This window comes from Shewanella sp. 10N.261.52.F9 (assembly GCF_041471165.1).
GTDB lineage: Bacteria > Pseudomonadota > Gammaproteobacteria > Enterobacterales > Shewanellaceae > Shewanella > Shewanella marinintestina.
Map to the genome: position 1 here is coordinate 319,759 of NZ_JBFRNX010000023.1, position 23,314 is coordinate 343,072.

Here is a 23,314-nt window from a genome sequence, read left to right on the forward strand (position 1 = left end):
GTTTGCCGCCCTTCTTTATGAAGAGTCAGCGTTTCTTTTTTATGGCGCGCATTTTACTTAATTTCCGCCAAACTTCAACATGATTAATGTAAAAATGCGAACACTAAGTTTTAACATTGAAACAACTTTATGATTTTGTGACAGAATCGACTATCTAATCATCTTTTTTGTCATTTTAAAGCCGAAGCAATCCCTAACCATAGTCACTGATCACTTCATAAAACATCGAGTTTGGAATACGTTTGACTTATTAGTCAGCTCAACTTAAAGAATGCAAATTGAGCAAAGATTGGGTCTATATCGACCCAATCTTTCTGAGTATTACAATGCTAGGAATAAACCAGCAAGTGTAGCACTCATTAGGTTAGCTAAAGAGCCGGCGATTACCGCACGAACACCAAGCTTAGCTAGGTCATGACGACGACTTGGCGCCATTGAACCTAGACCACCAAGCAGAATCGCAATAGAAGATAAGTTTGCGAAACCACATAGAGCGAAAGAGATAATCGCTTTAGTACGGTCTGTCATTGCCACACCAGTTTCAGCAACTACCATACCGCCATCTGCAATATCTTTTAGGTAAGGAGCAAAGTTCAAGTACGCTACGAATTCGTTGACAACGATCTTCTGACCGATGAATGAACCAGCAACAAGCGCTTCGTTCCAAGGCACACCGATAAGGAATGCTAGAGGCATGAAGATGTAACCTAGAATTAATTCTAGAGTTAGGCCTTCCATTCCGAACCATCCACCAACACCACCGATAATGCCGTTGATCATAGCGATTAAACCTACGAATGCTAACAGCATCGCACCAACGTTTAATGCTAAGTGCATACCAGATGAAGCACCTGCTGCAGCTGCATCAAGAACGTTAGCTGGTTTATCAGGATCTTCTGGTAAGTCGCTCATGTCGTTCTTAGCTTCTTCAGTTTCAGGATGCATTAGCTTAGCCATTAATAGACCAGCTGGTGCAGCCATGAATGAAGCGGCAACTAAGTACTCGATAGGTACACCCATCTGCGCGTAACCCGCTAATACAGAACCGGCGATAGATGCAAGACCACCCACCATGATTGCAAATAGCTCTGAGTTAGTCATAGTCGCGATAAACGGACGCACAACTAGTGGTGCTTCAGTTTGACCAACGAAGATGTTAGCAGTTGCAGACATAGATTCTGTGCGGCTAGTACCTAATGCTTTTTGTAGACCACCACCGATAATACGGATGACCCACTGCATGATGCCTAAGTAGTAAAGAACTGCGATTAAAGAAGAGAAGAAAACGATGACAGGTAGTACGTTAACGGCAAAAATAAAGCCAACTTTAAAGTTAGCTAAATCACCGAATAAGAAACCAATACCGTTTTGCGCGTATCCAATAACACTAGATACTGCATCTGACATACCTTGAAGAATGTCTTTACCAACTGGAACTGCCAATACAAAACCACCTAAAGCGGCTTGGATTGCCAACGCACCAAAAACAGTACGCTTGTTAATTGCTTTTTTATTGTTTGATAACCCGAAAGCTATCGCAAGTAAGGTGACCACCCCTACTAAACTCATTAAAATATCCATTAACCATCACCCTATTGTTAATACTTTTTAATTATGTTGTTAACCAACCTTTTTTTACGATCCCGATTATACCCGACCACGTCGGTAAAAGCGTCGTATTGATCATATTTTTGAGGTTTTATTTCAATGATTTCTTTGAGAATTACGATGCGACAAACATCTGTTTAAGTAGAAAAAAACTAAAGGTCAAAGAGTTGCGTTACGTTAGAAAACATCTGTTCTGAAATCAGAACGGCAGACTTTTTTTGTAAATTAGCTATTTTTTGAAGGATGTCAGGTAAAATTAACGGTGTATTGCGAATATTTTGACTATTTTTAGGTGCCATAGCAGGCGAATCTGTTTCTAAGACGAACGATTCTATAGGTAATTCAGCGACCGTAAGTTGCAACTTTGGTGCATTATCATTGAGTAACAATCCTCCTACCCCTATCTTGTAGCCTAAATTAACATATTGAGCAGCTAATTGAGGGCTACCATAAAAGCCATGGATAACTCCTCTTCTTGATGGACTCAGGCTTTTAAGGCTCTTTAGTATTTCTTCATGCGCCCTGACAGCATGAATAATGAGAGGTAGATCAAATTCGCAGGCGAGCTCTATTTGAGCTTCAAAAACGCTCATTTGTGTTATGAAATTACTTTTGTGTAACTTATCTAACCCACATTCACCTATGGCGACTAGCCCAGAACGCTCTTTATGTTGCCGCAGCAATGCCTGTAAAGACAACCATGTCGCATCCGTCGCATCCTCCGCATACCAAGGATGAACCCCCAACGAGTAAAAACAATTAAAGCGCTCTGCAACCTCAATCAACTTAGGCCAATGCGCTTCATCAACAGCAGGAATAATCGCACTTTGAATACCGACACTGCGCATTTGCTGCAGTAACTCCTTTCGATCTCCATCAAAGTCCGGGAAATCAAGATGTGCATGGCTATCTATCATTGGGCTATTTCGATTTGGACAAGCTGCTATTGCTAGCCCCTTATTAATCACGGCTGTCATTAGTTATTGTCTCGACCTTTTCTTGTAACGGATTGACTGCGCTTTGGGTTTTAGCACCGCTGAATATTGCCCTTTTCAACTCAGGCTCTTCTCTAGTTGGCATGCAACAACGACGATTATCAGGAGTTAACCCCATTGAATCACACCAATTTATATACTTAGTCCAAAAATAAGTTATCAGTTTCATTCCTGTCCCTTAGCGCCTGAGAAGCATTACATAAGTCGATATAATACAAGTTCATTTGGTACTAACTGCATCATTTACTGGTTTTATTGTCATTTAAAAACCTATTGTCAATGTAGTACCAATTCGTATTAGGCTCAATAAACAACTCTCTGTTGAACCCAAAATACGGCTAATTATTTGTCTATTATTGCCAATATAAATCACTAGTAGCTAGGCATTAGCTTTCTTTGACCCCTTTACCCTTATTCAAGCATTAATTAAATATCATGATTTTCTGTGTGCCAAGATTACTTGCTGCTATTAAACTGACTTAGCGGCGCTCTAGCCATCAGCGTTGGGGCAATAATAAATTTAAAAAGTCTTTACTGTAAAAAACAAAACCCCAAGACAATGCTTGGGGTTTTATAAATGTTGACACTGAAACTAATAATGTTTAGTTCTCACGAGTCTTAGCAAACTGAATATCTGGATAACGTTCCATTGATAAGTTCAAGTTCACCATAGTTGGCGCAATATACGTTAAGTTATCACCACCATCTAATGCTAAGTTCATGCTGCACTTACGTTTGAATTCATCAAGTTTCTTGTGATCATCACAGTAAACCCAGCGTGCAGTCGCAACACTAATCGCTTCATAAATGGCTTCAACTTTGTATTCTGTCTTTAGACGACCAACAACCACTTCAAACTGCAGTACACCCACGGCACCAACAATCAAATCGTTGCTATCTAATGGTCTAAATACCTGTACAGCACCTTCTTCAGATAACTGCACAAGACCTTTAAGCAGTTGCTTTTGCTTTAATGGGTCTTTTAAACGAATACGACGGAACATTTCCGGCGCAAAGTTTGGTACACCGGTATAGCGTAACTTTTCGCCCTGTGTGAACGTATCGCCAATACGAATCGTACCGTGGTTATGGAGGCCAATAATATCACCAGGGTAAGCCGCTTCAGCACGGTTACGGTCACCGGCCATAAATGTCAGTGCATCACTTACGTTAACGTCTTTACCTAAACGCACATGGTGCATTTTCATGCCCTGCTCGTAACGACCAGAACAAATACGCATAAAGGCAACGCGGTCACGGTGTTTAGGATCCATGTTTGCTTGGATCTTAAATACGAAACCACTGAACTTCTCTTCTTCAGGCTGAACATCTCGCGCTTCAGTTTCACGAGGCTGAGGCGTCGGAGCCCATTCAACGATACCATCAAGAATATGGTCAACACCAAAGTTACCTAAAGCCGTACCAAAATATACTGGTGTTAATTCACCCTTTAGGAATAGCTCGTGGTCAAACTCGTGCGATGCACCAACAACCAGTTCCATCTCATCTCGAATATCAGCAGCGTAGCTACCAATCGCTTCATCAAGCTCTGGGTTATCTAGCCCTTTGATGATACGGGAGTCTTGAATGGTGTGGCCCATACCGTTTTGATAAAGAATCACTTCATCACGCAGTAAGTGGTAAACCCCTTTAAACTCTTTACCTGCACCAATAGGCCAAGTAATAGGAGCACACGCAATGTTAAGTACTTCTTCAACTTCATCCATCAACTCGATTGGATCACGAATATCACGGTCAAGTTTGTTCATGAAGGTAACAATTGGCGTATCACGTAAACGTGTCACTTCCATTAGCTTAATAGTGCGTTGCTCTACACCTTTAGCAGAGTCAATAACCATCAAACAAGAGTCAACCGCCGTAAGTGTACGATAGGTATCTTCAGAGAAGTCTTCGTGACCAGGTGTATCGAGTAAGTTAACCAAAGCATCGTTATATGGAAACTGCATTACAGATGTCGTAATTGAGATCCCGCGATCTTTTTCCATCTCCATCCAGTCAGATTTAGCATGCTGACCTGATTTTTTGCCTTTTACGGTACCCGCTTTTTGTAACGCGTTTCCGAACAAAAGCACTTTTTCAGTAATGGTGGTTTTACCCGCATCTGGGTGAGAGATGATGGCGAAAGTGCGACGTTTGTCGACCTCAACTTTATAGCCTGACATGTTTACCTGTAATTCTGGGAGTTTACAAAGGCCGCAATTATAGCCGTTCACCTATATTTTGGCTACCAAACTAGGCGGGTAAAATTAGCATCTCTGCTATTTGTAAATAACAAGCAATAAAAAAGCCCCTCTGAAGGGGCTTTTTTTAATGTTCGCTATTAATTAACAGCAGTTTTTAGCAGCTCATTGGTTCTAGCGAGCTCTAATCTAGCGTAACGATGTTCTACAAAGTCATAAATATTGGTCGCTAGGGCTAAGCGGAAGTAATTTGCAGCTTGTGCATGTTCACCACGTTTTTGCGCAATCTTGGCCATATAAAAATAAGCTTCACAAAGGCGCTCGGCATACTCTTGAGGATGCTTTAATCCCTCTTGCGCCAAACTAAAAATCTGTTGCTTGGTTTTTGTTCCAAGGTAGTAATCGACTAGTGCTGTTGCCCAAGCATTATCTTGCAATTGAGCTCTGTGCTGTGCAAGCTGACTCTTTGCAGCCACTTCGTCAATTTCTCGCTCAGCTAAATATAGCCATAGCACGCGGTAGCCATCGGACGGATCACGAGCATAAAAATCACTCATATCCGAAACGGCAAGCTCCATACGTTCGCCATAATAAAGAGAAATACCGCGATTTAAAAAGGCATAGTCGTAATCAGGAGAAAGCTCTATCACAGCATCGAATGCTTCATAAGCACTTTCAAACTCACTTTCCTGAGTGTAGTAAATCCCAAGGAAGTTGTATGCATCTGCAAGATTAGGCTGTAGTTTCAGCGCCTGATGGAAATCTATTCGGCTTAAGATGCGCAGGCCAACACGGTCATAAATCACGCCACGGTCATAATGAAAACGTGCACGTTGTTCTGGTGTTAACTCCACAGAAGCAAGGATTTCATTTAACTTTGCTAGGGTAATTTCTAACTTATAGTCAGGAGAGACTGGCGCAACTTTAATTGCCGCTTGCTGATCATTTTCAGACTGAGTGGATACACATCCTGTCAGCAGCATACTCATACTTGCCATTGCGAGGATTACGGCTGTTCGCATCATTTGATTCATCCATTTAACCTTTTGAGTTCGCCAATAGCCTCAATCATAGCAACCCCTATTCATGACTGCTATCAAGGATTTGAAAATAATCTTATTATTGCCGATTAATTAATCAGAGCAATATATTAAAGCCAAAAAAAGGAGGCTCATGGCCTCCTTTAGATTCAAAGTGCTAGTGCTTATTCAGCAGCTGGCGCTTCAGCTTTAGGTGCAGCTTCTTTCATAGAAAGACGTACACGGCCTTGGCGGTCAACTTCCATCACTTTAACTTTAACTTCTTGACCCACTTCTAGGTAGTCAGACACGTTCGCAACGCGCTCTTCAGCGATTTGAGAAATGTGTACTAGACCATCTTTACCAGGAAGAATTGTTACGAATGCACCGAAGTCAACGATACGAACAACTTTACCGTTGTATACAGTACCCACTTCAACTTCTGCAGTGATCTCTTCAATACGACGGATAGCTTCTTTAGTTGCATCGCCATTTGAAGAAGCAATTTTTACTGTACCGTCGTCATCAAGCTCAATCGTAGTACCGGTTTCTTCAGTAAGTGCACGAATAGTTGCACCACCTTTACCAATAACGTCACGGATCTTCTCAGGGTTGATCTTGATAGTCGTGATACGTGGAGCGTGATCAGAGATATCTTCACGGTGTCCAGAGATTGCTTGGTCCATAACGTTTAGGATATGAACACGTGCACCGTATGCTTGCTGTAGAGCAATCTGCATAATCTCTTTAGTGATACCTTCAATCTTGATATCCATCTGCAGTGCAGTAATACCGTCACGAGTACCGGCTACTTTAAAGTCCATGTCACCTAAGTGATCTTCATCGCCTAGAATGTCAGAAAGAACAACGAAATCGTCGCCTTCTTTAACTAGGCCCATTGCGATACCTGCAACTGAAGTCTTGATTGGTACACCTGCATCCATAAGAGCAAGAGAAGTACCACATACAGAAGCCATAGAGCTTGAACCGTTAGATTCAGTGATTTCTGACACGATACGTACGCTGTATGGGAATTCTTCAGCAGTAGGCATAACAGCGTTGATACCACGCCATGCTAGCTTACCGTGACCAATTTCACGACGCTTAGGAGAACCAACCATGCCTGTTTCACCAACAGAGTATGGAGGGAAGTTGTAGTGAAGCATAAAGCGGTTTGTAGACTCGCCCATGATGCTATCAATCTTCTGTGCATCACGCTCAGTGCCAAGAGTACAAGTTACTAGCGCCTGTGTTTCACCACGAGTGAACAAAGAGCTACCGTGAGTACGTGGAAGTACACCAGCCATAACGTTAAGCGCACGAACCATATCAGGTTCACGACCATCGATACGTGGATTACCCGCAATGATACGGCTACGAACAACTTTCTTCTCTAAGCTACCAAGAAGACCGTCGATTTCGCGCGAATCAGCTTCTGGGTTCTCAGCCAATAGTGCTTCTTTAGCAGCAGACTTTACAACGCCAACTTGAGCGTAACGGTCTTGCTTAACTTCGATTTGGTAAGCTTCAGTAAGACCCGCTTCAGCCAAGTCTTTAATCTTAGCAACAAGAGTTTCGTCTTGTACTGGTGCAGACCAATCCCACACAGGCTTGTTAACTTCAGCTTGAAGTTCTTTAATCGCTTGAATAACAACTTGCTGTTGGTCATGACCATAAACAACTGCGCCTAGCATAACTTCTTCAGGCAATGCGCTTGCTTCAGATTCAACCATTAGTACGGCGCTTTCTGTACCAGCAACTGAAAGCTCTAATTGGCTATCAACTAGTTGAGAAACCGTTGGGTTAAGAATGTATTCGCCGTTTACGTAACCAACACGCGCTGAACCTAGTGGACCATTAAATGGAATACCAGAGATAGAAAGTGCAGCAGAAGTACCGATCATAGAGATAACTTCTGGGCTGATTTCTGGATCAACAGAAACAACAGTGATGATGACTTGAACTTCGTTCTTAAAACCGTTCGGGAATAATGGACGGATTGGACGGTCGATTAGACGTGCAGTAAGGGTTTCACCTTCAGATGGACGACCTTCGCGCTTGAAGAATCCACCAGGGATTTTACCAGCTGCGTATGTTTTTTCCTGGTAATTAACGGTTAGCGGGAAAAAGTCACGGCCTGGCTCTTCAAACTTCTTGCCAACAACAGTTACTAAAACTGTTGTATCACCCATACTTGCCAAAACAGCTGCATCTGCTTGACGTGCAATAACCCCAGTCTCTAATGTGACTGTGTGCTGACCATATTCAAAACTCTTTACGATTGGATTCACGTGAACCATTCCTTAATATTTAATTACCTTAATTACGCGCGTAAGTATACTGCAAGTTTATTCAATAGTTAAAGAGAATGATTGATGACAAAGAGCAATCTTTTCTCTAAAGTGGTTTAATCAGCCTAATAGCATGATAACTGCACGCCTGTCGCCATCAAAACAATATGCATAAGCCATTGATATTAAGGACAAGGATTGATGAAGGAGCGTTTCAAATCTCTCACTTGGAAGCAGAGTATTTTGGTCGTGTCAGCAGCATTATTTTTTGCCGTAGCGATCTTTATTGTTGAAATATCATGGCTTGTGAATGATGCCAGGAAAACCCTGACCACCAATCAACATGAACTTTTAGATTCGGTAGAGCAACCCGCTACAAACGCTGTTTGGGCTCTCGATGATGTCCTGGCCACACAAACCGTGCAAGGGCTCATAAAAGTCCAACATGTTAGATCCGCAATTTTAGAATTAGACGACCAAAGCCCTTTTGTTTCTGTCAACAATGGAGCCATGACTACAAGTCCACAAATCTTTCAAGACATAAGCGCAGAGTTATTTGGCGATTTAAAGCAAATATCACGCAATATATATCGACCATACTATGTTGATAGTAATGGCAATGAAGAGCTAATCGGAACATTAATCGTTGCTTACGATACACAAGAGCTCACCAACTCTTTATTTTTAACACTGAGGCTAAGCTTGTGGGCTACCTTAGCGAGAGCATTTCTACTGACGCTGGTGCTTTCCATCGTTTTCCATCGCTTTTTAACTCAACCCATCGCTCGAATAAGCAATTCAATCGATAATATTGACCCGGAGTCCCCAGCAGCGAACCTCTTACCTATACCAAGTTCACATCAAGACGATGAACTTGGCCTTGTTGCCTCAAAATTAAACCAAATTTTAGTTCAATTTGATAAGACCCAAACCAAACTCCGTAAAATGGCAACGCGAGACCCATTAACAGGCTTACCCAATCGCACCTTGCTACTTGAAACTATTGCAGTAACCATTTCGCGAGCTAAACAACAGCAGTGTCAATTTGTTCTGTTATTTATCGATTTAGACCGTTTCAAGACCGTAAATGACTCATTAGGTCATGAAATTGGTGATCAGTTTTTAATTAGGGTCGCCCGCACCCTAGAGTTAATCTCGGCCAATATAGGTACGGTTGCCAGACTCGGTGGCGATGAGTTTGTGATACTAGCTGATGGTTTAGAATCCCCAGCCCAGGCCGCAGACTTTGTCGACAAGTTACTAAAACAACTCAATAATCCAATGCTTCTCAATGAACATACCGTTCACCCCGCAGCATCAGTGGGAATAGCAATTTATCCTGATGATGGTTTACGAGCAGACGATCTTATTCGCCATGCTGATATTGCAATGTATAGCGCCAAAGCGGCTGGTTCAAATCAGTGGGCCTACTTTAAGCCGCAAATGACCGAACGTGCAGCGGTAAGATTAAAAACTGAAGCATCTCTACATGACGCACTAAACAATGATGAATTCTTATTGTACTTCCAGCCAAAGCTCGATATAAAAACCGGCGAACTAATTGGTTGTGAAGCGCTTATTCGCTGGCAAAAAGACGGTAGATTGATTAGCCCAATATCTTTTATACCTGTCGCGGAAGACACAGGAATTATTGTCCCGATTGGTCGCTGGGTCATAGAACAAACCTGTAAAACCATCCGTGATTGGCAAAATCGATTTCAAGTTTCGATCCCTATTGCGATGAATGTTGCGACTCAACAATTCCAAAACGCCAGTTTAGTGCCAGATATTAAACAAGCATCTCTTCGCTATCAGATTGCTCCAGAGTTGCTCGAAATAGAGATAACAGAAACCTCATTAATGAACGATATTGAATCGGCTATCACCAAGCTTCAACAACTAAAAGTAGCGGGGTTTGGAATTGCAGTTGACGATTTTGGTACAGGCTACTCGTCGTTATCTTATTTACGCCGTTTGCCCATCACCACCATGAAGATTGATCGCTGTTTTGTGTCAGATTTACCGGATGATAGTGCAATTGCATCAACTATCTTAATGCTAGGAAAGCAGCTTAAGCTTAATATTGTGGCCGAGGGAATTGAAAACGAACAACAGCTCGCTTGGTTGCAAGAAAGAGGTTGCCAGATAGGACAAGGGTTTTATTTTAGTGAACCTTTATCGGCAGGTGATTTCGAACAAAAATATATTGTAGTTAAACCTAGCGCCATTAAAACAATTAGTTAGCATCCTCTATCACAAGCCTCAGCCCTTACATCAGATGTATTCATACCTGTTGAGCTTATGACTACCAATTTTAGCATCTATATTTGGCTTCTAAGCACACTGTAACTTTCCCCCCTCTTTTTTGGTAATCCTTTTATACAACCACAAGCAGCTAAAATGCCCCCTGATAGCTAAATTTCAGATACAAAAAAAGGAGGCATAGCCTCCTTTTAATAGATCAGACGTTAAAATTAACGACGTAGACCTAACTTCTTGATTAGCTCTTGGTAACGTACAACTTCAGTACGCTTAAGGTAAGCAAGAAGCTTACGACGAGAGCTAACCATACGTAGTAGACCACGACGTGAATGGTGATCGTGGATGTGCTCTTTGAAGTGACCTTGTAGGTGGTTGATCTGTGCAGTTAACAGAGCAACTTGAACTTCAGTAGAACCAGTGTCGTTTTCACAACGACCGAATTCAGCTAGGATTTGAGCTTTAGCTTCAACACTTAGTGACATTTCTATCTCCAAAATATTACATTAAAATTCTTTAGCCGATCACTAACTCAGCCAAAGGGGCGCGCCATTCTACCTATTTACATAATAGGTAGCAATACTAATATCAGATTAAATCTGCGATTAGGCTTGCGGCTCTCTTAAAACGATGAGTCGCTTAGGTGCAAGCTGACCATCGTCATTCATTTGGCCAATACCAACAAACTTGCGCTCATCACCAATAGTGATCCGCACTAGCTCATCGACAGGCAAATTCGAAACTTGAACTGGGTTACCGTTCATTAAATAAGTGGCTAATTCATCAGAGACGTTCACCTCTTTAAAGCCACTAACTGCAGTATCCATAGGTAATAGCAGAGGGTCTAATACATCAGACAAAGTCAAAGACTCTTCTTCAGCTTTAGCCACTAACTCTTCAAGTTGCTTCAGTGACACCATCTTATCGTATGGATAGCCTGCAACCTGAGTACGGCGCAACATAATCACGTGTGCGCCACAGCCTAGCATCTCACCTAAATCATCGGTGATAGTTCGGATGTAAGTGCCCTTTGAACAATGGATATCTAAAGTTAACTCATCGCCTTCTAAGCTGATAAAGTTAAGTTCAAATACATTGATAGGACGCGCCTCACGTGGTACTTCAATGCCTTCACGCGCATATTTATATAAAGGTTGACCTTGATATTTAAGCGCCGAAAACATTGAAGGCACCTGCATGGTTTCACCACGAAAGTGCTCTAAAGCTGTTTCTAATTGCTCTTGAGTGAAGTTAATTTCTCTCGTTTGAACAATTTCACCATCTGAATCACTGGTGTCGGTGCGTTGACCCAGTTTTGCCGTCACTAAATAACGCTTATCAGCGTCAAGCAAGTGTTGGGAAAACTTAGTCGCTTCACCTAAGCAGATAGGTAACATACCCGTTGCTAGCGGATCCAGAGCGCCAGTATGACCTGCTTTATTTGCATTAAAAAAGCGTTTAACTCTTTGTAGCGCAAAGTTAGAGCTCATGCCGGTGTCTTTATCTAACAGTACAATACCGTCGATAAAACGGCCGCGAGAACGACGTGCCATTACTTATCGCCCTCATCCTTAGAATCATCTTGAGTAGCATCAGGTTCAATACCGTGTTGCTTCTGCTTAGCTTCATCGTTGCTGATAACGCGGCTAACTAGATTAGACATACGCATACCTTCAACAAGTGAACTATCGTAGATAAAACGTAATTCAGGCATCACACGCAGCTTCATGCGGCCTGCAACTAATGAACGAATGTAACCCGCTGCAGCGTCTAACGCTTCAACTTTCTGCTCGACAAGTTTGATGTCTTCTTCAAAGAAGGTGACATAAACTTTTGCGTAGCTAAGGTCGCGAGACACATCAACGTCATTAACAGTGACAAAACCGATACGTGGGTCTTTCATGTCACGCTGAAGAACAACGGCTAGCTCTTGCTGTAGCTGCTGTGCGATACGGCGTGTACGACTAAATTCTTTTGCCATAATATATTTGCCATAAATATTAAGGGCGGCTAACGCCGCCCTTATAACTAACTCGATAAATTACAAGGTACGTGCAATTTCTACCGTTTCGAAGACTTCAATCTGATCGCCAACTCTGACGTCATTATAGTTCTTCACACCGATACCACATTCCATGCCGTTACGAACATCGTTAACGTCATCTTTAAAGCGGCGAAGAGATTCAAGCTCACCTTCATAGATAACAACGTTGTCACGTAGAACGCGGATTGGAGCGCTACGCTTGATGGTACCTTCGGTAACCATACAACCAGCGATTGCACCAATCTTAGGCGACTTAAATACGTCACGAACTTCAGCAAGACCAATAATCTCTTGCTTGAACTCAGGTGCTAGCATGCCGCTCATTGCGTCACGAACTTCATCAATCAATTGATAAATGATGCTGTAGTAACGTAGATCAACACTTTCACTATCAACAACTTTACGCGCCTGTGCATCAGCACGAACGTTAAAGCCAACCATGATAGCGTTAGACGCTGCAGCTAGAGTTGCATCAGTTTCAGTTAAGCCACCCACACCGCGAGCGATGATGTTAACTTTAACTTCGTCTGTTGATAGCTTCTCAAGTGAGTCAGCAATCGCTTCAAGTGAACCTTGAACGTCTGCTTTAAGTACCAAGTTAAGCTCTTGAACTTCACCTTCAACCATATTGGCGAACATGTTTTCAAGCTTAGACTTCTGCTGACGTGCAAGTTTAACATCACGGAACTTACCTTGACGGTAAAGTGCAACTTCACGTGCTTTACGCTCATCGCGTACAACAGTCGCTTCATCACCCGCTGATGGCACACCAGAAAGACCTAAGATCTCTACTGGAATTGATGGACCCGCTTCAGTGATTGACTTACCGTTCTCGTCTTTCATTGCACGGACTTTACCGTACTCTAGACCACATAGAACGATATCGCCTTGCTTAAGTGTACCTTCTTGTACAAGCACGGTTGCAACTGGACCACGGCCTTTATCAAGCTTAGACTCAACAACAACACCCGCAGCCATACCTTCACGAACCGCTTTAAGCTCAAGTACTTCAGCTTCTAGAAGAATACCTTCTAGTAGTTCGTCGATACCTGTACCTGCTTTAGCTGAAACGTGAACAAACATGTTGTTTCCGCCCCAGTCTTCTGACATTACGCCGTGCTGAGAAAGCTCAGACTTAACACGATCTGGATCAGCTTCTGGCTTATCAATCTTGTTGACAGCAACAATCAGAGGTACACCACCCGCTTTAGCGTGTTGGATAGCTTCAATTGTTTGTGGCATTACACCATCGTCTGCTGCAACTACAAGAATTACGATGTCAGTAGCCTTAGCACCACGAGCACGCATAGCGGTAAACGCCGCGTGACCAGGAGTATCTAAGAAAGTGATCATGCCGTTATCAGTTTCAACGTGGTATGCACCGATGTGCTGAGTAATACCACCCGCCTCACCTGATGCAACTTTAGCACGACGAATGTAGTCAAGTAGCGATGTCTTACCATGGTCAACGTGACCCATAATGGTAACAACTGGCGCACGAGGTTCAACTTTAACGTCACCGTTACGGTCAGCAAGTACTTGGTGCTCTAGTTCGTTTTCACGAGTAAGCACTACTTTGTGGCCCATTTCTTCAGCAACTAGCTGCGCAGTTTCTTGGTCTAGGACTTGGTTAATAGTAACCATAGAACCCATCTTCATCATCTGCTTAATGATTTCAGTCGCCTTGATTGACATCTTAGAAGCCAACTCAGAAACTGATACCGTTTCACCGATGCTTACGTCAGCTTTAACCACTGCAGCAGGCTTGGTGAATGCGTGATCCATTGACTCAGGTGCTACACTGCGGTTGTTACGTGTGTTACGTGAGTTACGGTTGTCACGACGGTTGTCTTTAGCGCGCTTACCTTTGCCGCCAGGCTTACCTGCACCCGCATTAGCGTTAGCATTGTTGCCAGCGTTAGCTGAAGGCTTACGTGGACGACGACCGCGCTTTTCTGCGTTAGCATCTGCAGTATCTTCAGCTGCACGCGCTTCAGTAGAGGTAGTCACGTGGTGATCAACTGATTTCTCAGCTTCTTTACGTGCTTTTTCTTCTTCAGCCCAACGCTTTTCGTTTTCTTCTGCTAGACGACGAGCCACTTCTGCTGTTGCAGCCGCTTCTTCGTCTGCTTTTGCTTTTGCTGCCGCTTCTTGAGCTGCAACCAATTTAGCTTCTTCTGCTTTAGCAGCTTTGTCTTCAGCACTTTCTACTGCTGGTTTTTCTGTTTGCACTTTTGCTTTCGCCTTAGCTTCGGCTTCTGCCTTAGCTTTTGCTTTCGCTTCAGCATCGGCTTTTGCCTTTGCTTCTACTTCAGCTTTTGCTTTAGCTTCAGCTTCTGCTGCCGCTTTAGCTTCTTCTGCTTTAGCCGCTGCTAATTCCGCTTCAGCCGCTTCATCACGCTTAACGAACGTACGCTTTTTACGTACTTCGACTTTCACGTCTTTTGACTGTCCGCCACTACCAGCAACACTGAGTGTTGAAACTGATTTGCGTTGTAATGTCATTTTCTGTGGGGCTGCATCGCCACCGTGTTGCTTCTTAAGGAAATCAAGCAACTGCTGTTTTTCAGATTCAGAAACCGTATCACTTGCCGACTTCTTGATACCAGCCTGAGAAAACTGTTCGACTAAACGATCAGCGCTTTTCCCAACTTCCTTGGCTAGCTTGTCTACTGTAGTATCCGCCATATATAAAACTCCCCTCTGCTGATCGACTTATGCTTCTTCGCCAAACCAACAGATATTACGGGCAGCCATAATTAGCTCGCCTGCTTTTTCTTCTGTTAATTCTTCAATTTCGATCAAATCATCAATGCCTTGTTCGGCCAAATCTTCAAGCGTAATAACGCCTTTGCTTGCCATTACGAATGCCAAGTGTCTATCCAAACCTTCTAACGCAAGAAGATCTTCACTTGGTTCAGCACCATCTAGTGCTTCCTCAGTCGCAAGAGCACGAGTAGAGATCGCAGCTTTTGCACGCTCTCTTAATGACTCAACGATATCTTCGTCGAATCCATCAATTTCTAATAGCTCTGATTCTGGAACGTAAGCAATCTCTTCTAGAGAAGTGAAACCTTCGTCAGAAAGTAGTTGAGCAAACTCTTCATCAACATCTAATGCTTGGATGAATAGGTTAACAACTTTAGCGCTTTCAGCTTGATGCTTAGCTTTCATGTCATCAACTGTCATTACGTTTAGTTCCCAACCAGAAAGTTGAGTTGCTAAACGAATGTTTTGACCATTACGGCCAATAGCTTGAGCTAGGCTATCTGCTTCTACAGCGATATCCATTGAGTGGTTGTCTTCATCAACAATGATTGAAGCCACATCAGCTGGAGCCATACAGTTAATTACGTACTGAGCTGGGTTATCGTCCCAAAGCACGATATCAACACGCTCACCACCAAGTTCATTTGAAACCGCTTGTACACGTGCACCACGCATACCAACACACGCACCGATAGGATCGATACGACGGTCATTAGACTTAACCGCAATCTTAGCGCGAGAACCTGGATCACGAGCAGCGCCCATGATTTCAATCATCTCGTCTTGGATTTCCGGTACTTCAACACGGAAAAGCTCGATAAGCATATCTGGCTTAGTACGCGTTAGGAATAACTGAGCACCGCGCGCTTCAGGACGTACAGAGTAAAGCAATGCACGCACACGGTCGCCAGGGCGGAAAGATTCACGAGAGATGAGATCTTCTCTGAATAGTACGCCGTCAGCATTGTTACCTAGATCAACAACGACGCTTTCGCGGTTACTCTTCTTTACAACACCAACAATCAGCTCACCTTCGCGATCACGGAACTGATCAACGATTTGTGCGCGCTCAGCTTCACGTACTTTTTGTACGATAACTTGCTTAGCTGTTTGAGTAGTAATGCGGTCGAATGCTACTGATTCAATTTCATCTTCGATGAAACCGCCTAACTCAACTTCTGGATCGTCAAATTTTGCTGCTTCAAGGGTGATTTCACGGAAAGGGTTTTCCAATGGAACGCCTTGATCTTCAACAACCATCCAACGACGGAATGTTTCATAAGCACCAGTCTTACGATCGATAGCAACACGAACTTCAATGTCACCTTCGTATTTTTTCTTGGTTGCTGTGGCTAGTGCAATTTCCAGCGCTTCAAAAATCTTTTCGCGCGGTACACCTTTCTCATTTGAAACCGCCTCAGCGACTAGCAGAATCTCTTTATTCATTGTCTTGCCTCGTTCACCTTGAGTTCATCAAAACTTAGCGATTAGGTTGCCTTTACGGATATTATCCAAAGCAACAGTAAGTTCGTTCCCATCGACTGACAGATTAAGCATTTGCCCATCCACGCCAGTAACGGTGCCTTTTAAATTACGACTGCCTGCAACAGGCATCGTTAGTTGTACTTTTACAGTCTCACCGATGTAAGCCTGATACTGCTCAGCAGTAAATAGAGGTCTGTCTACACCAGGAGAAGAAACTTCTAGTGTGTATTCCGTTGAGATTGGATCTTCAACATCCATAACAGCACTGACTTGGCGGCTAGCTTCGGCGCAATCTTCAATGAAGATGCCCTTTTCGTTGTCTATATATAGACGCAAGATAGAATGCTTGCCTGCTTGAATATATTCCAAACCCCAAAGCTTATGGCCTAATGCTTCAACTGGCGCTTTGAGCATCTCTACCAGTTTGCGTTCTAATGTAGCCAAGGATAACCCCCAGAAAAACAAAAAAGGGCCTAATAGCCCCAGTACACGTCACAGAAAGTGACCGTTTTATAAGTTCCAGATAACAAAAAACCCCGTAATGACGAGGTTGATATATCCAGAACCTGTAACAGTATAGAAATAAATTCTTTACTGGGAAGCTGGTTGCGGGGGCCGGATTTGAACCGACGACCTTCGGGTTATGAGCCCGACGAGCTACCAAACTGCTCCACCCCGCGACAACTTGTGCAAGTATATTGAGAAACCTCTTCACTTGCAATAATAAAGGCTGTTTAAAGCACTTTATTATCTTCAATTTCGTCATTGTCGAAATCAAAGATTTGGTGCGGATGGGGGGACTTGAACCCCCACGAGCTTTCGCTCACCAGCCCCTCAAGCTGGCGTGTCTACCAATTCCACCACATCCGCTTAAATCGTTACATCTGACTGTTTTATTTGCCTGCTACAAGAGAGGGAGTAGCAGGCTTACAGTCGGTATCAATCGATTATGATTGATACCTTTCATAAGTTTCCTTATGAATTAGTCAGGGATCTTATCTTCTGACTTTTCAGCTTCTTGCTGAACTTGTTCTACAACTTGTGCTGCATTGCTTCCTAGCTCGTCCCATGCACCTTCAGCTTTAGAGTGATTTGCACTTAAGTTACCAATTGTAAGGCTTAGTGCAAAAAACGCTACAGCTAGAACTGCAGTTGAACGTGTCAAAAAGTTACCAGAACCAGATGAACCGAACAGAGTACCTGAAGCACCGGCGCCAAAAGAAGCACCCATGTCAGCACCTTTACCTTGCTGGATAAGGATTAAGCCAACTAGACCAATCGCAACCAACAAGTAAACAACCATTAGAACTTCATACATATTATGCGCTCATCGCTATCGTACATAAACTGAGAAATTCGGTAGCATTGAGGCTAACACCGCCAATCAATCCACCGTCTACATCAGGTTGAGCAAACAAATCTGCTGCATTACTCGGTGTTACGCTGCCACCGTACAAAATCCTGATATTTTCTCCGATAAATGGAGATACTTCAGAGAGGCGTTTGCGAATAAACGCATGAACTTCTTGAGCCTGCTCTGGCGTAGCGCTCTTACCCGTTCCTACTGCCCATAATGGCTCGTAGGCGATAATCGCGTTGTCAAAAGCCATAGTGCCATTTTTTTCAATGACCACATCTAACTCTTCAGCAATCACTTCAAAAGTACGTCTTGCTTCACGAGCTGGACCTGACTCACCAACACATAAGATTGGGGTCAAACCATGTTTTTGAGCTGCAGCAAATTTCTCTGCTACGATATCACTCGTCTCTCCGTACATACGGCGACGTTCTGAATGGCCGATAATAACATATCGACATCCTGAATCTTTTAACATCTGACCAGATATTTCGCCAGTATATGCACCAAAGTCATGTTGACTTATGTTTTGTGTGCCCATTCTGACTAAGCAGCCGTTTAAGGCTTCTTTGTTTTCATCTAGTAGTTGTCGAACACTTTCTAAGTAAATAGAAGGTGGACATAATACCACTTCCGCTGAATCATCTTGGAGCTTAGTAGCGAATTTTTTGAAAAGCTCTTGCGCTAGTTGCGCACTGCCATTCATTTTCCAATTACCAGCAACCATGGGACGTCTAAGTGCCATCACTGTCTCCTTTGAAAGCGGCGTGAATAATAGCGAACCACTTGTTAAGTTACAATACCTAAAGGCGTTATTTTTTATATTCTCGGAGGGAACGCGCGTTTTTTGCGCTACCAAGAACCTAACCGTACAATTAATGATTACCTTTGCTGTAATTTCAATCGCTACGGCTAAATTTGCCTTGTTTATTCCATTAATTACTAAACTAAATTACGAACGGCATCTGCAATATAGTTAGCATATTCAGTAACAGCTTCTTGCTCATCGCCTTCAACCATCACACGCAGTAGCGGCTCTGTTCCCGATTTACGCAATAGAACTCGGCCTCGAACCCCCAGTTTTTGCTCTACTTCAGTTTTAGCTGCTAGTACAACCTCAGAAGCAAGAGGGTCATTATCCCCTTCGAAGCGAACATTCACTAGTACCTGCGGCAACATAGTAATACTTTCAGTCAGTTGTTCTAAGCTTGCATTTTGACGCTGCATTGCAGCCAAGACCAAAATACCCGCAACAATGCCGTCACCAGTTGTACCATGATCCAGATTCAAAATATGACCGGAGTTTTCACCACCGATGCGCCAATCGTGTTCTTTTAATAGTTCCATGACGTAGCGGTCGCCCACTTTAGAGCGTACAAATGGAATATTAAGCGCTTGTAATGCGAGATCTAAGCCAAGATTTGACATTAAAGTACCAACAACACCACCGCGAAGAATGCCACGTTGCTGAGCATCACAGGCTAAAATATACAAAATTTCATCGCCATCAATCACACGACCATGACGATTAACCATCATAATTCGGTCGCCATCACCATCTAGTGCAATACCTAAATCAGCATTTTCAGCTAACACAGTTTCACAGATCTTCGCCATAGATGTTGCACCAACTTTATCGTTGATGTTTAAGCCATTAGGTTTATCGCCAATAGCAATAACTTCTGCTCCTAGCTCTCTAAACACACTAGGTGCTATATGGTAAGTTGCGCCATGGGCACAATCGACCACAATTTTAAGGCCACTTAAAGTCTGTTCTGCAGGGAAGTGACTCTTACAATATTCAATGTAGCGACCAGCTGCATCATCAATACGCGCAACTTTACCTAGCAAGTGAGATTCTACGCATGCTAATGGTTTTTCAAGCTCTGCTTCAATTTCCAGCTCAACGTCATCATCAAGCTTGCTACCATCGTTGGCAAAAAACTTAATACCGTTATCGTAATAAGGGTTGTGAGATGCGCTAATCACAATACCCGCTTCAGCGCGGAATGTGCGCGTAAGATAAGCAACTGCGGGAGTAGGCATAGGACCGATAAGCATTACATCAATACCTGCCGCAGACAAACCAGCCTCTAACGCAGATTCAAATAAGTAACCAGAGATCCGAGTATCCTTACCAATAATAACTTTATGGGTGCCAGCACGAGATAAAACACGTCCAGCCGCCCAACCTAGTTTTAGCGCCAATTCTGGGGTCATTTTACCCGCGCCAACTTTACCGCGAATACCGTCTGTTCCAAAAAATTGTCTTTGCTTCACTTGAACTCCAAACTTAATAATCAGGTAGATCTAAATCCATCGATTCTACCGTAAAAAATACTAACCCTAGCTGAACCGCCGGCATAAAAAGCCAAGTGTTATGCTAAAGTTTTAAAATTCTTTGCAGCGTCTAACACTGCTATCATGTCACAGGTTTCTTGTACGTCATGTACCCGCACTATCTTGGCACCTGACTGTATAGCCAACATATTACCAGCAAGAGTTGCACTAAGTCTTTGTGATACCTCACGTCCAAGTAATTGGCCGAACATACTCTTACGTGAAAGCCCAGCCAGAATAGGCAAGTTAAATACAGAAAACTCGCTTATGCGATTCAGTAGCTCATAATTATGAGCCAATGATTTACCGAACCCAAAACCAGGATCAAGCACAATATTTTCGCGCTTGATGCCTTCGGCAACACAAGCAGAAACTCGTTGCTCAAAAAACTGATTAATATCAGCTAGGACGTCATCATAATGAGGCGCGTCTTGCATGGTTCGTGGTTGCCCCTGCATATGCATTAAGCAAACAGGCACATTAAGCTTTGCTGCAACCTCAAGTGCCCCAGGCTCTTGTAGCGCCCTGACATCATTAATCAAATGCGCGCCAGCATTCACCGCGGCTTCCATTACGGTAGCTTTGCTGGTATCGATAGAAATCCAAACATCATGCTTAGCGCTTATATACTCAATTAACGGTAACACTCGCGCTAGCTCATCTTCAGCTGACACATCTTGTGCACCAGGGCGAGTCGACTCACCGCCTATATCAATAATTTTGGCGCCTTGCGCCACCATCAAATCGGCTTGCTGGCAAGCTGTCGTAAATGATGAGAACTCACCACCATCAGAAAAGGAGTCGGGGGTCACATTGAGGATCCCCATAACGACCGGAGAACTTAACTCAAGCGTTTTACCATTAGAGATTAATTTAGACAAAATAAAGTACCGTAAACAAGAAAACCCCTAAAAGGGGTTTTCTTAATTTCACTAAAGTTTACTTAGCTGGTGATTCATCAGCGTCGCTGACGTCAGGCTTATCTTCTTTAGTTTTCTTGATCTCTTCTTTCTTTTCAGAAGAAGTATCATTGTTGTCTTTGTCGTTTGACTGCTGATCTTTTTCCCATTCAGCAGGCATACGTACTTCACGACGTGCCATTAAGTCGTCAATTTGATTCGCATCAATAGTTTCGTACTTCATCAATGCATCTTTCATTGCGTGAAGAATATCCATATTTTCGGTTAAGAAAGTATGTGCGCGTTCATAATTTGCATCAATTAGCATTTTAACTTCAGCGTCAATAACACGCGCAGTGTCATCAGACATGTGCTGAGATTTACCCATGCTGCGTCCTAAGAACACTTCATTTTCATCTTCAGCGTAAAGTACTGGACCTAGCTTTTCAGAGAAGCCCCACTGAGTAACCATGTTACGCGCAATAGAGGTTGCATACTTAATGTCTTGTGAAGCACCCGTCGAGACTTTTTCACTGCCATAAATAATATCTTCTGCAATACGCCCGCCATAAGCAACCGAGATTTGACTCTCAAGTTTGCGACGACTTTGGCTGATAGCATCTGCTTCAGGCAAGAAGAACGTCACACCAAGCGCACGACCACGAGGAATAATAGTCACCTTGTGCACAGGGTCGTGCTCAGGGACTAAACAACCTACGATTGCATGACCCGCTTCATGATAAGCCGTCATCTCTTTTTCGTCTTCAGACATCACCATGGTCCGGCGCTCAGCACCCATCATGATTTTGTCTTTTGCACTTTCAAACTCTTCCATACCTACAACACGGCGGCTGTTACGAGCAGCAAACAAGGCTGCTTCGTTAACAAGGTTTGCAAGGTCTGCACCAGAGAAACCAGGTGTACCACGAGCGATTACACTTGCTTTAACGCCATCAGCTAAAGGCACTTTGCGCATATGCACTTTAAGGATCTGTTCACGACCACGTACATCAGGTAGACCAACAACGACTTGACGGTCGAAACGACCTGGACGAAGTAATGCAGCATCTAGCACGTCTGGGCGGTTAGTCGCAGCAATAACGATAATACCTTCGTTACCTTCGAAGCCGTCCATCTCTACTAGCATTTGGTTAAGTGTTTGCTCACGCTCATCGTGACCACCACCAACACCTGCGCCACGTTGACGACCTACAGCATCGATTTCATCGATAAAAATAATACAAGGAGCAGATTTTTTAGCTTGTTCAAACATGTCACGTACACGAGATGCACCAACACCAACAAACATTTCTACGAAATCAGAACCTGAAATAGTAAAGAATGGTACTTTTGCTTCACCAGCAATCGCCTTCGCGAGCAAAGTTTTACCTGTACCTGGTGGACCAACTAGCAACACACCAGTAGGAATACGGCCACCGAGCTTTTGGAACTTTGTAGGCTCTTTTAGGTAATCAACCAATTCTTTAACGTCTTCTTTTGCTTCGTCACAACCTGCAACATCGCCAAAAGTCGTCTTAATTTGGTCTTCGCTCATCAATTTGGCTTTACTCTTACCAAACGACATAGCACCTTTACCGCCACCGCCTTGCATCTGACGCATGAAGAAGATCCACACACCGATAAGCAATAGCATTGGGAACCAAGAGATAAAGATTTGAGTTAAGAAACCCGACTCTTCAGCTTCTTGGCCTTTCATCATGATGCCTTTACGGTCAAGATCGTTGATTAAATCAAGATCTGGCATCGGCATAATGGTGACAAATTTTTCACCTGAACGCGTGGTACCTTCAATTGTACGTTGGTCGCTTTTCACTTCGACAGTACTAACCTGCCCTGAGCGAACATCATCCAAAAAGGTTGAATAATCCATCTTCGTCTTAGTTGATGAAGAGGGGGAATAGCCCTGAAAAACTGACATCAACACTACAGCGATGACAACCCAGAGAATTAAATTTTTTGCCATGTCACTCAAATTACTCGACCTCTTTTAAAGTCTTTCGAAAACAAATGTTAGAGTACTTACGAT

18 protein-coding genes and 2 tRNA genes are annotated in these 23,314 nt (G+C 43.2%); 1 reads left to right on the forward strand and 19 read right to left on the reverse strand.

Going from position 1 to position 23,314, the window contains the following annotated elements; genetic code table 11:
- Positions 1 to 321: 321 nt before the first annotated feature.
- The 6 genes from AB4298_RS15765 to pnp all read right to left on the reverse strand — a co-directional run bounded on the left by AB4298_RS15765 (position 322) and on the right by pnp (position 8,114).
- Entirely contained in the window at positions 322 to 1,581 is a 1,260-nt protein-coding gene (locus AB4298_RS15765) for a NupC/NupG family nucleoside CNT transporter (RefSeq protein ID WP_220780349.1), read from the reverse strand.
- A gap of 179 nt (positions 1,582 to 1,760) precedes the next feature.
- The gene (locus AB4298_RS15770; RefSeq protein ID WP_371987489.1) at positions 1,761 to 2,525 is read right to left on the reverse strand and encodes a TatD family hydrolase; all 765 of its coding nucleotides are present in this window, start codon (positions 2,523 to 2,525) and stop codon (positions 1,761 to 1,763) included.
- A gap of 43 nt (positions 2,526 to 2,568) precedes the next feature.
- Positions 2,569 to 2,772, reverse strand: a complete 204-nt coding sequence (locus tag AB4298_RS15775) for a DUF5363 family protein (protein ID WP_371987449.1) — start codon at positions 2,770 to 2,772, stop codon at positions 2,569 to 2,571.
- Between the two features lie 433 nt (positions 2,773 to 3,205).
- Positions 3,206 to 4,786, reverse strand: a complete 1,581-nt coding sequence (prfC, locus tag AB4298_RS15780) for a peptide chain release factor 3 (RefSeq protein ID WP_248998661.1) — start codon at positions 4,784 to 4,786, stop codon at positions 3,206 to 3,208.
- A gap of 158 nt (positions 4,787 to 4,944) precedes the next feature.
- On the reverse strand, positions 4,945 to 5,838 hold the full coding sequence (nlpI, locus tag AB4298_RS15785) for a protease adaptor lipoprotein NlpI (RefSeq protein ID WP_248998662.1): 894 nt from the start codon (positions 5,836 to 5,838) through the stop codon (positions 4,945 to 4,947).
- Between the two features lie 170 nt (positions 5,839 to 6,008).
- A complete protein-coding gene (pnp, locus tag AB4298_RS15790) occupies positions 6,009 to 8,114 on the reverse strand; it encodes a polyribonucleotide nucleotidyltransferase (protein ID WP_248998663.1) in 2,106 nt (701 codons plus the stop codon).
- 201 nt (positions 8,115 to 8,315) lie between these two features.
- Here pnp and AB4298_RS15795 point away from each other — a divergent pair, with 201 nt between their 5' ends.
- Positions 8,316 to 10,358, forward strand: coding sequence for a putative bifunctional diguanylate cyclase/phosphodiesterase (locus tag AB4298_RS15795; protein ID WP_371987451.1), 2,043 nt, complete (start codon positions 8,316 to 8,318; stop codon positions 10,356 to 10,358).
- A gap of 230 nt (positions 10,359 to 10,588) precedes the next feature.
- Here the strand turns inward: AB4298_RS15795 and rpsO are convergent, their stop codons facing one another.
- The 13 genes from rpsO to ftsH all read right to left on the reverse strand — a co-directional run bounded on the left by rpsO (position 10,589) and on the right by ftsH (position 23,251).
- Positions 10,589 to 10,858, reverse strand: a complete 270-nt coding sequence (gene rpsO / locus AB4298_RS15800; protein ID WP_220780355.1) for a 30S ribosomal protein S15 — start codon at positions 10,856 to 10,858, stop codon at positions 10,589 to 10,591.
- Positions 10,859 to 10,978: 120 nt separating this feature from the next.
- A complete protein-coding gene (gene truB, locus AB4298_RS15805; RefSeq protein ID WP_248998665.1) occupies positions 10,979 to 11,926 on the reverse strand; it encodes a tRNA pseudouridine(55) synthase TruB in 948 nt (315 codons plus the stop codon).
- Positions 11,926 to 12,354: a 30S ribosome-binding factor RbfA gene (gene rbfA, locus AB4298_RS15810; RefSeq protein WP_248998666.1), complete on the reverse strand. Its 429-nt coding sequence runs from the start codon at positions 12,352 to 12,354 to the stop codon at positions 11,926 to 11,928. The genes truB and rbfA overlap by 1 nt, the downstream gene beginning before the upstream one ends.
- A gap of 60 nt (positions 12,355 to 12,414) precedes the next feature.
- Positions 12,415 to 15,105, reverse strand: coding sequence for a translation initiation factor IF-2 (infB, locus tag AB4298_RS15815; RefSeq protein ID WP_248998667.1), 2,691 nt, complete (start codon positions 15,103 to 15,105; stop codon positions 12,415 to 12,417).
- 27 nt (positions 15,106 to 15,132) lie between these two features.
- Positions 15,133 to 16,632, reverse strand: coding sequence for a transcription termination factor NusA (nusA, locus tag AB4298_RS15820; RefSeq protein WP_248998668.1), 1,500 nt, complete (start codon positions 16,630 to 16,632; stop codon positions 15,133 to 15,135).
- 27 nt (positions 16,633 to 16,659) lie between these two features.
- Complete coding sequence (gene rimP, locus AB4298_RS15825) at positions 16,660 to 17,115, reverse strand: ribosome maturation factor RimP (RefSeq protein WP_248998669.1); 456 nt, start codon at positions 17,113 to 17,115, stop codon at positions 16,660 to 16,662.
- 159 nt (positions 17,116 to 17,274) lie between these two features.
- A tRNA-Met gene (locus AB4298_RS15830) sits at positions 17,275 to 17,351 on the reverse strand.
- A 103-nt stretch (positions 17,352 to 17,454) separates the two neighbouring features.
- A tRNA-Leu gene (locus AB4298_RS15835) sits at positions 17,455 to 17,541 on the reverse strand.
- Positions 17,542 to 17,653: 112 nt separating this feature from the next.
- The gene (gene secG / locus AB4298_RS15840) at positions 17,654 to 17,989 is read right to left on the reverse strand and encodes a preprotein translocase subunit SecG (protein ID WP_248998670.1); all 336 of its coding nucleotides are present in this window, start codon (positions 17,987 to 17,989) and stop codon (positions 17,654 to 17,656) included.
- 1 nt (position 17,990) lies between these two features.
- Entirely contained in the window at positions 17,991 to 18,773 is a 783-nt protein-coding gene (gene tpiA, locus AB4298_RS15845) for a triose-phosphate isomerase (protein ID WP_028769143.1), read from the reverse strand.
- Positions 18,774 to 18,970: 197 nt separating this feature from the next.
- A complete protein-coding gene (gene glmM / locus AB4298_RS15850) occupies positions 18,971 to 20,308 on the reverse strand; it encodes a phosphoglucosamine mutase (protein ID WP_371987452.1) in 1,338 nt (445 codons plus the stop codon).
- Positions 20,309 to 20,406: 98 nt separating this feature from the next.
- Positions 20,407 to 21,249, reverse strand: a complete 843-nt coding sequence (gene folP, locus AB4298_RS15855; protein WP_371987453.1) for a dihydropteroate synthase — start codon at positions 21,247 to 21,249, stop codon at positions 20,407 to 20,409.
- A gap of 58 nt (positions 21,250 to 21,307) precedes the next feature.
- On the reverse strand, positions 21,308 to 23,251 hold the full coding sequence (ftsH, locus tag AB4298_RS15860) for an ATP-dependent zinc metalloprotease FtsH (protein WP_371987454.1): 1,944 nt from the start codon (positions 23,249 to 23,251) through the stop codon (positions 21,308 to 21,310).
- Positions 23,252 to 23,314: the final 63 nt, after the last annotated feature.

Coding starts and splice junctions, on each gene's coding strand:
- nusA (WP_248998668.1), bottom strand. CDS start 16,632: ATGAATAAAGAGATTCTGCTAGTCGCTGAGGCGGTTTCAAATGAGAAA.
- tpiA (WP_028769143.1), bottom strand. CDS start 18,773: ATGGCACTTAGACGTCCCATGGTTGCTGGTAATTGGAAAATGAATGGC.
- secG (WP_248998670.1), bottom strand. CDS start 17,989: ATGTATGAAGTTCTAATGGTTGTTTACTTGTTGGTTGCGATTGGTCTA.
- rpsO (WP_220780355.1), bottom strand. CDS start 10,858: ATGTCACTAAGTGTTGAAGCTAAAGCTCAAATCCTAGCTGAATTCGGT.
- nlpI (WP_248998662.1), bottom strand. CDS start 5,838: ATGAATCAAATGATGCGAACAGCCGTAATCCTCGCAATGGCAAGTATG.
- infB (WP_248998667.1), bottom strand. CDS start 15,105: ATGGCGGATACTACAGTAGACAAGCTAGCCAAGGAAGTTGGGAAAAGC.
- AB4298_RS15795 (WP_371987451.1), top strand. CDS start 8,316: ATGAAGGAGCGTTTCAAATCTCTCACTTGGAAGCAGAGTATTTTGGTC.
- ftsH (WP_371987454.1), bottom strand. CDS start 23,251: ATGGCAAAAAATTTAATTCTCTGGGTTGTCATCGCTGTAGTGTTGATG.
- AB4298_RS15765 (WP_220780349.1), bottom strand. CDS start 1,581: ATGGATATTTTAATGAGTTTAGTAGGGGTGGTCACCTTACTTGCGATA.
- rbfA (WP_248998666.1), bottom strand. CDS start 12,354: ATGGCAAAAGAATTTAGTCGTACACGCCGTATCGCACAGCAGCTACAG.
- AB4298_RS15770 (WP_371987489.1), bottom strand. CDS start 2,525: ATGATAGATAGCCATGCACATCTTGATTTCCCGGACTTTGATGGAGAT.
- AB4298_RS15775 (WP_371987449.1), bottom strand. CDS start 2,772: ATGAAACTGATAACTTATTTTTGGACTAAGTATATAAATTGGTGTGAT.
- prfC (WP_248998661.1), bottom strand. CDS start 4,786: ATGTCAGGCTATAAAGTTGAGGTCGACAAACGTCGCACTTTCGCCATC.
- truB (WP_248998665.1), bottom strand. CDS start 11,926: ATGGCACGTCGTTCTCGCGGCCGTTTTATCGACGGTATTGTACTGTTA.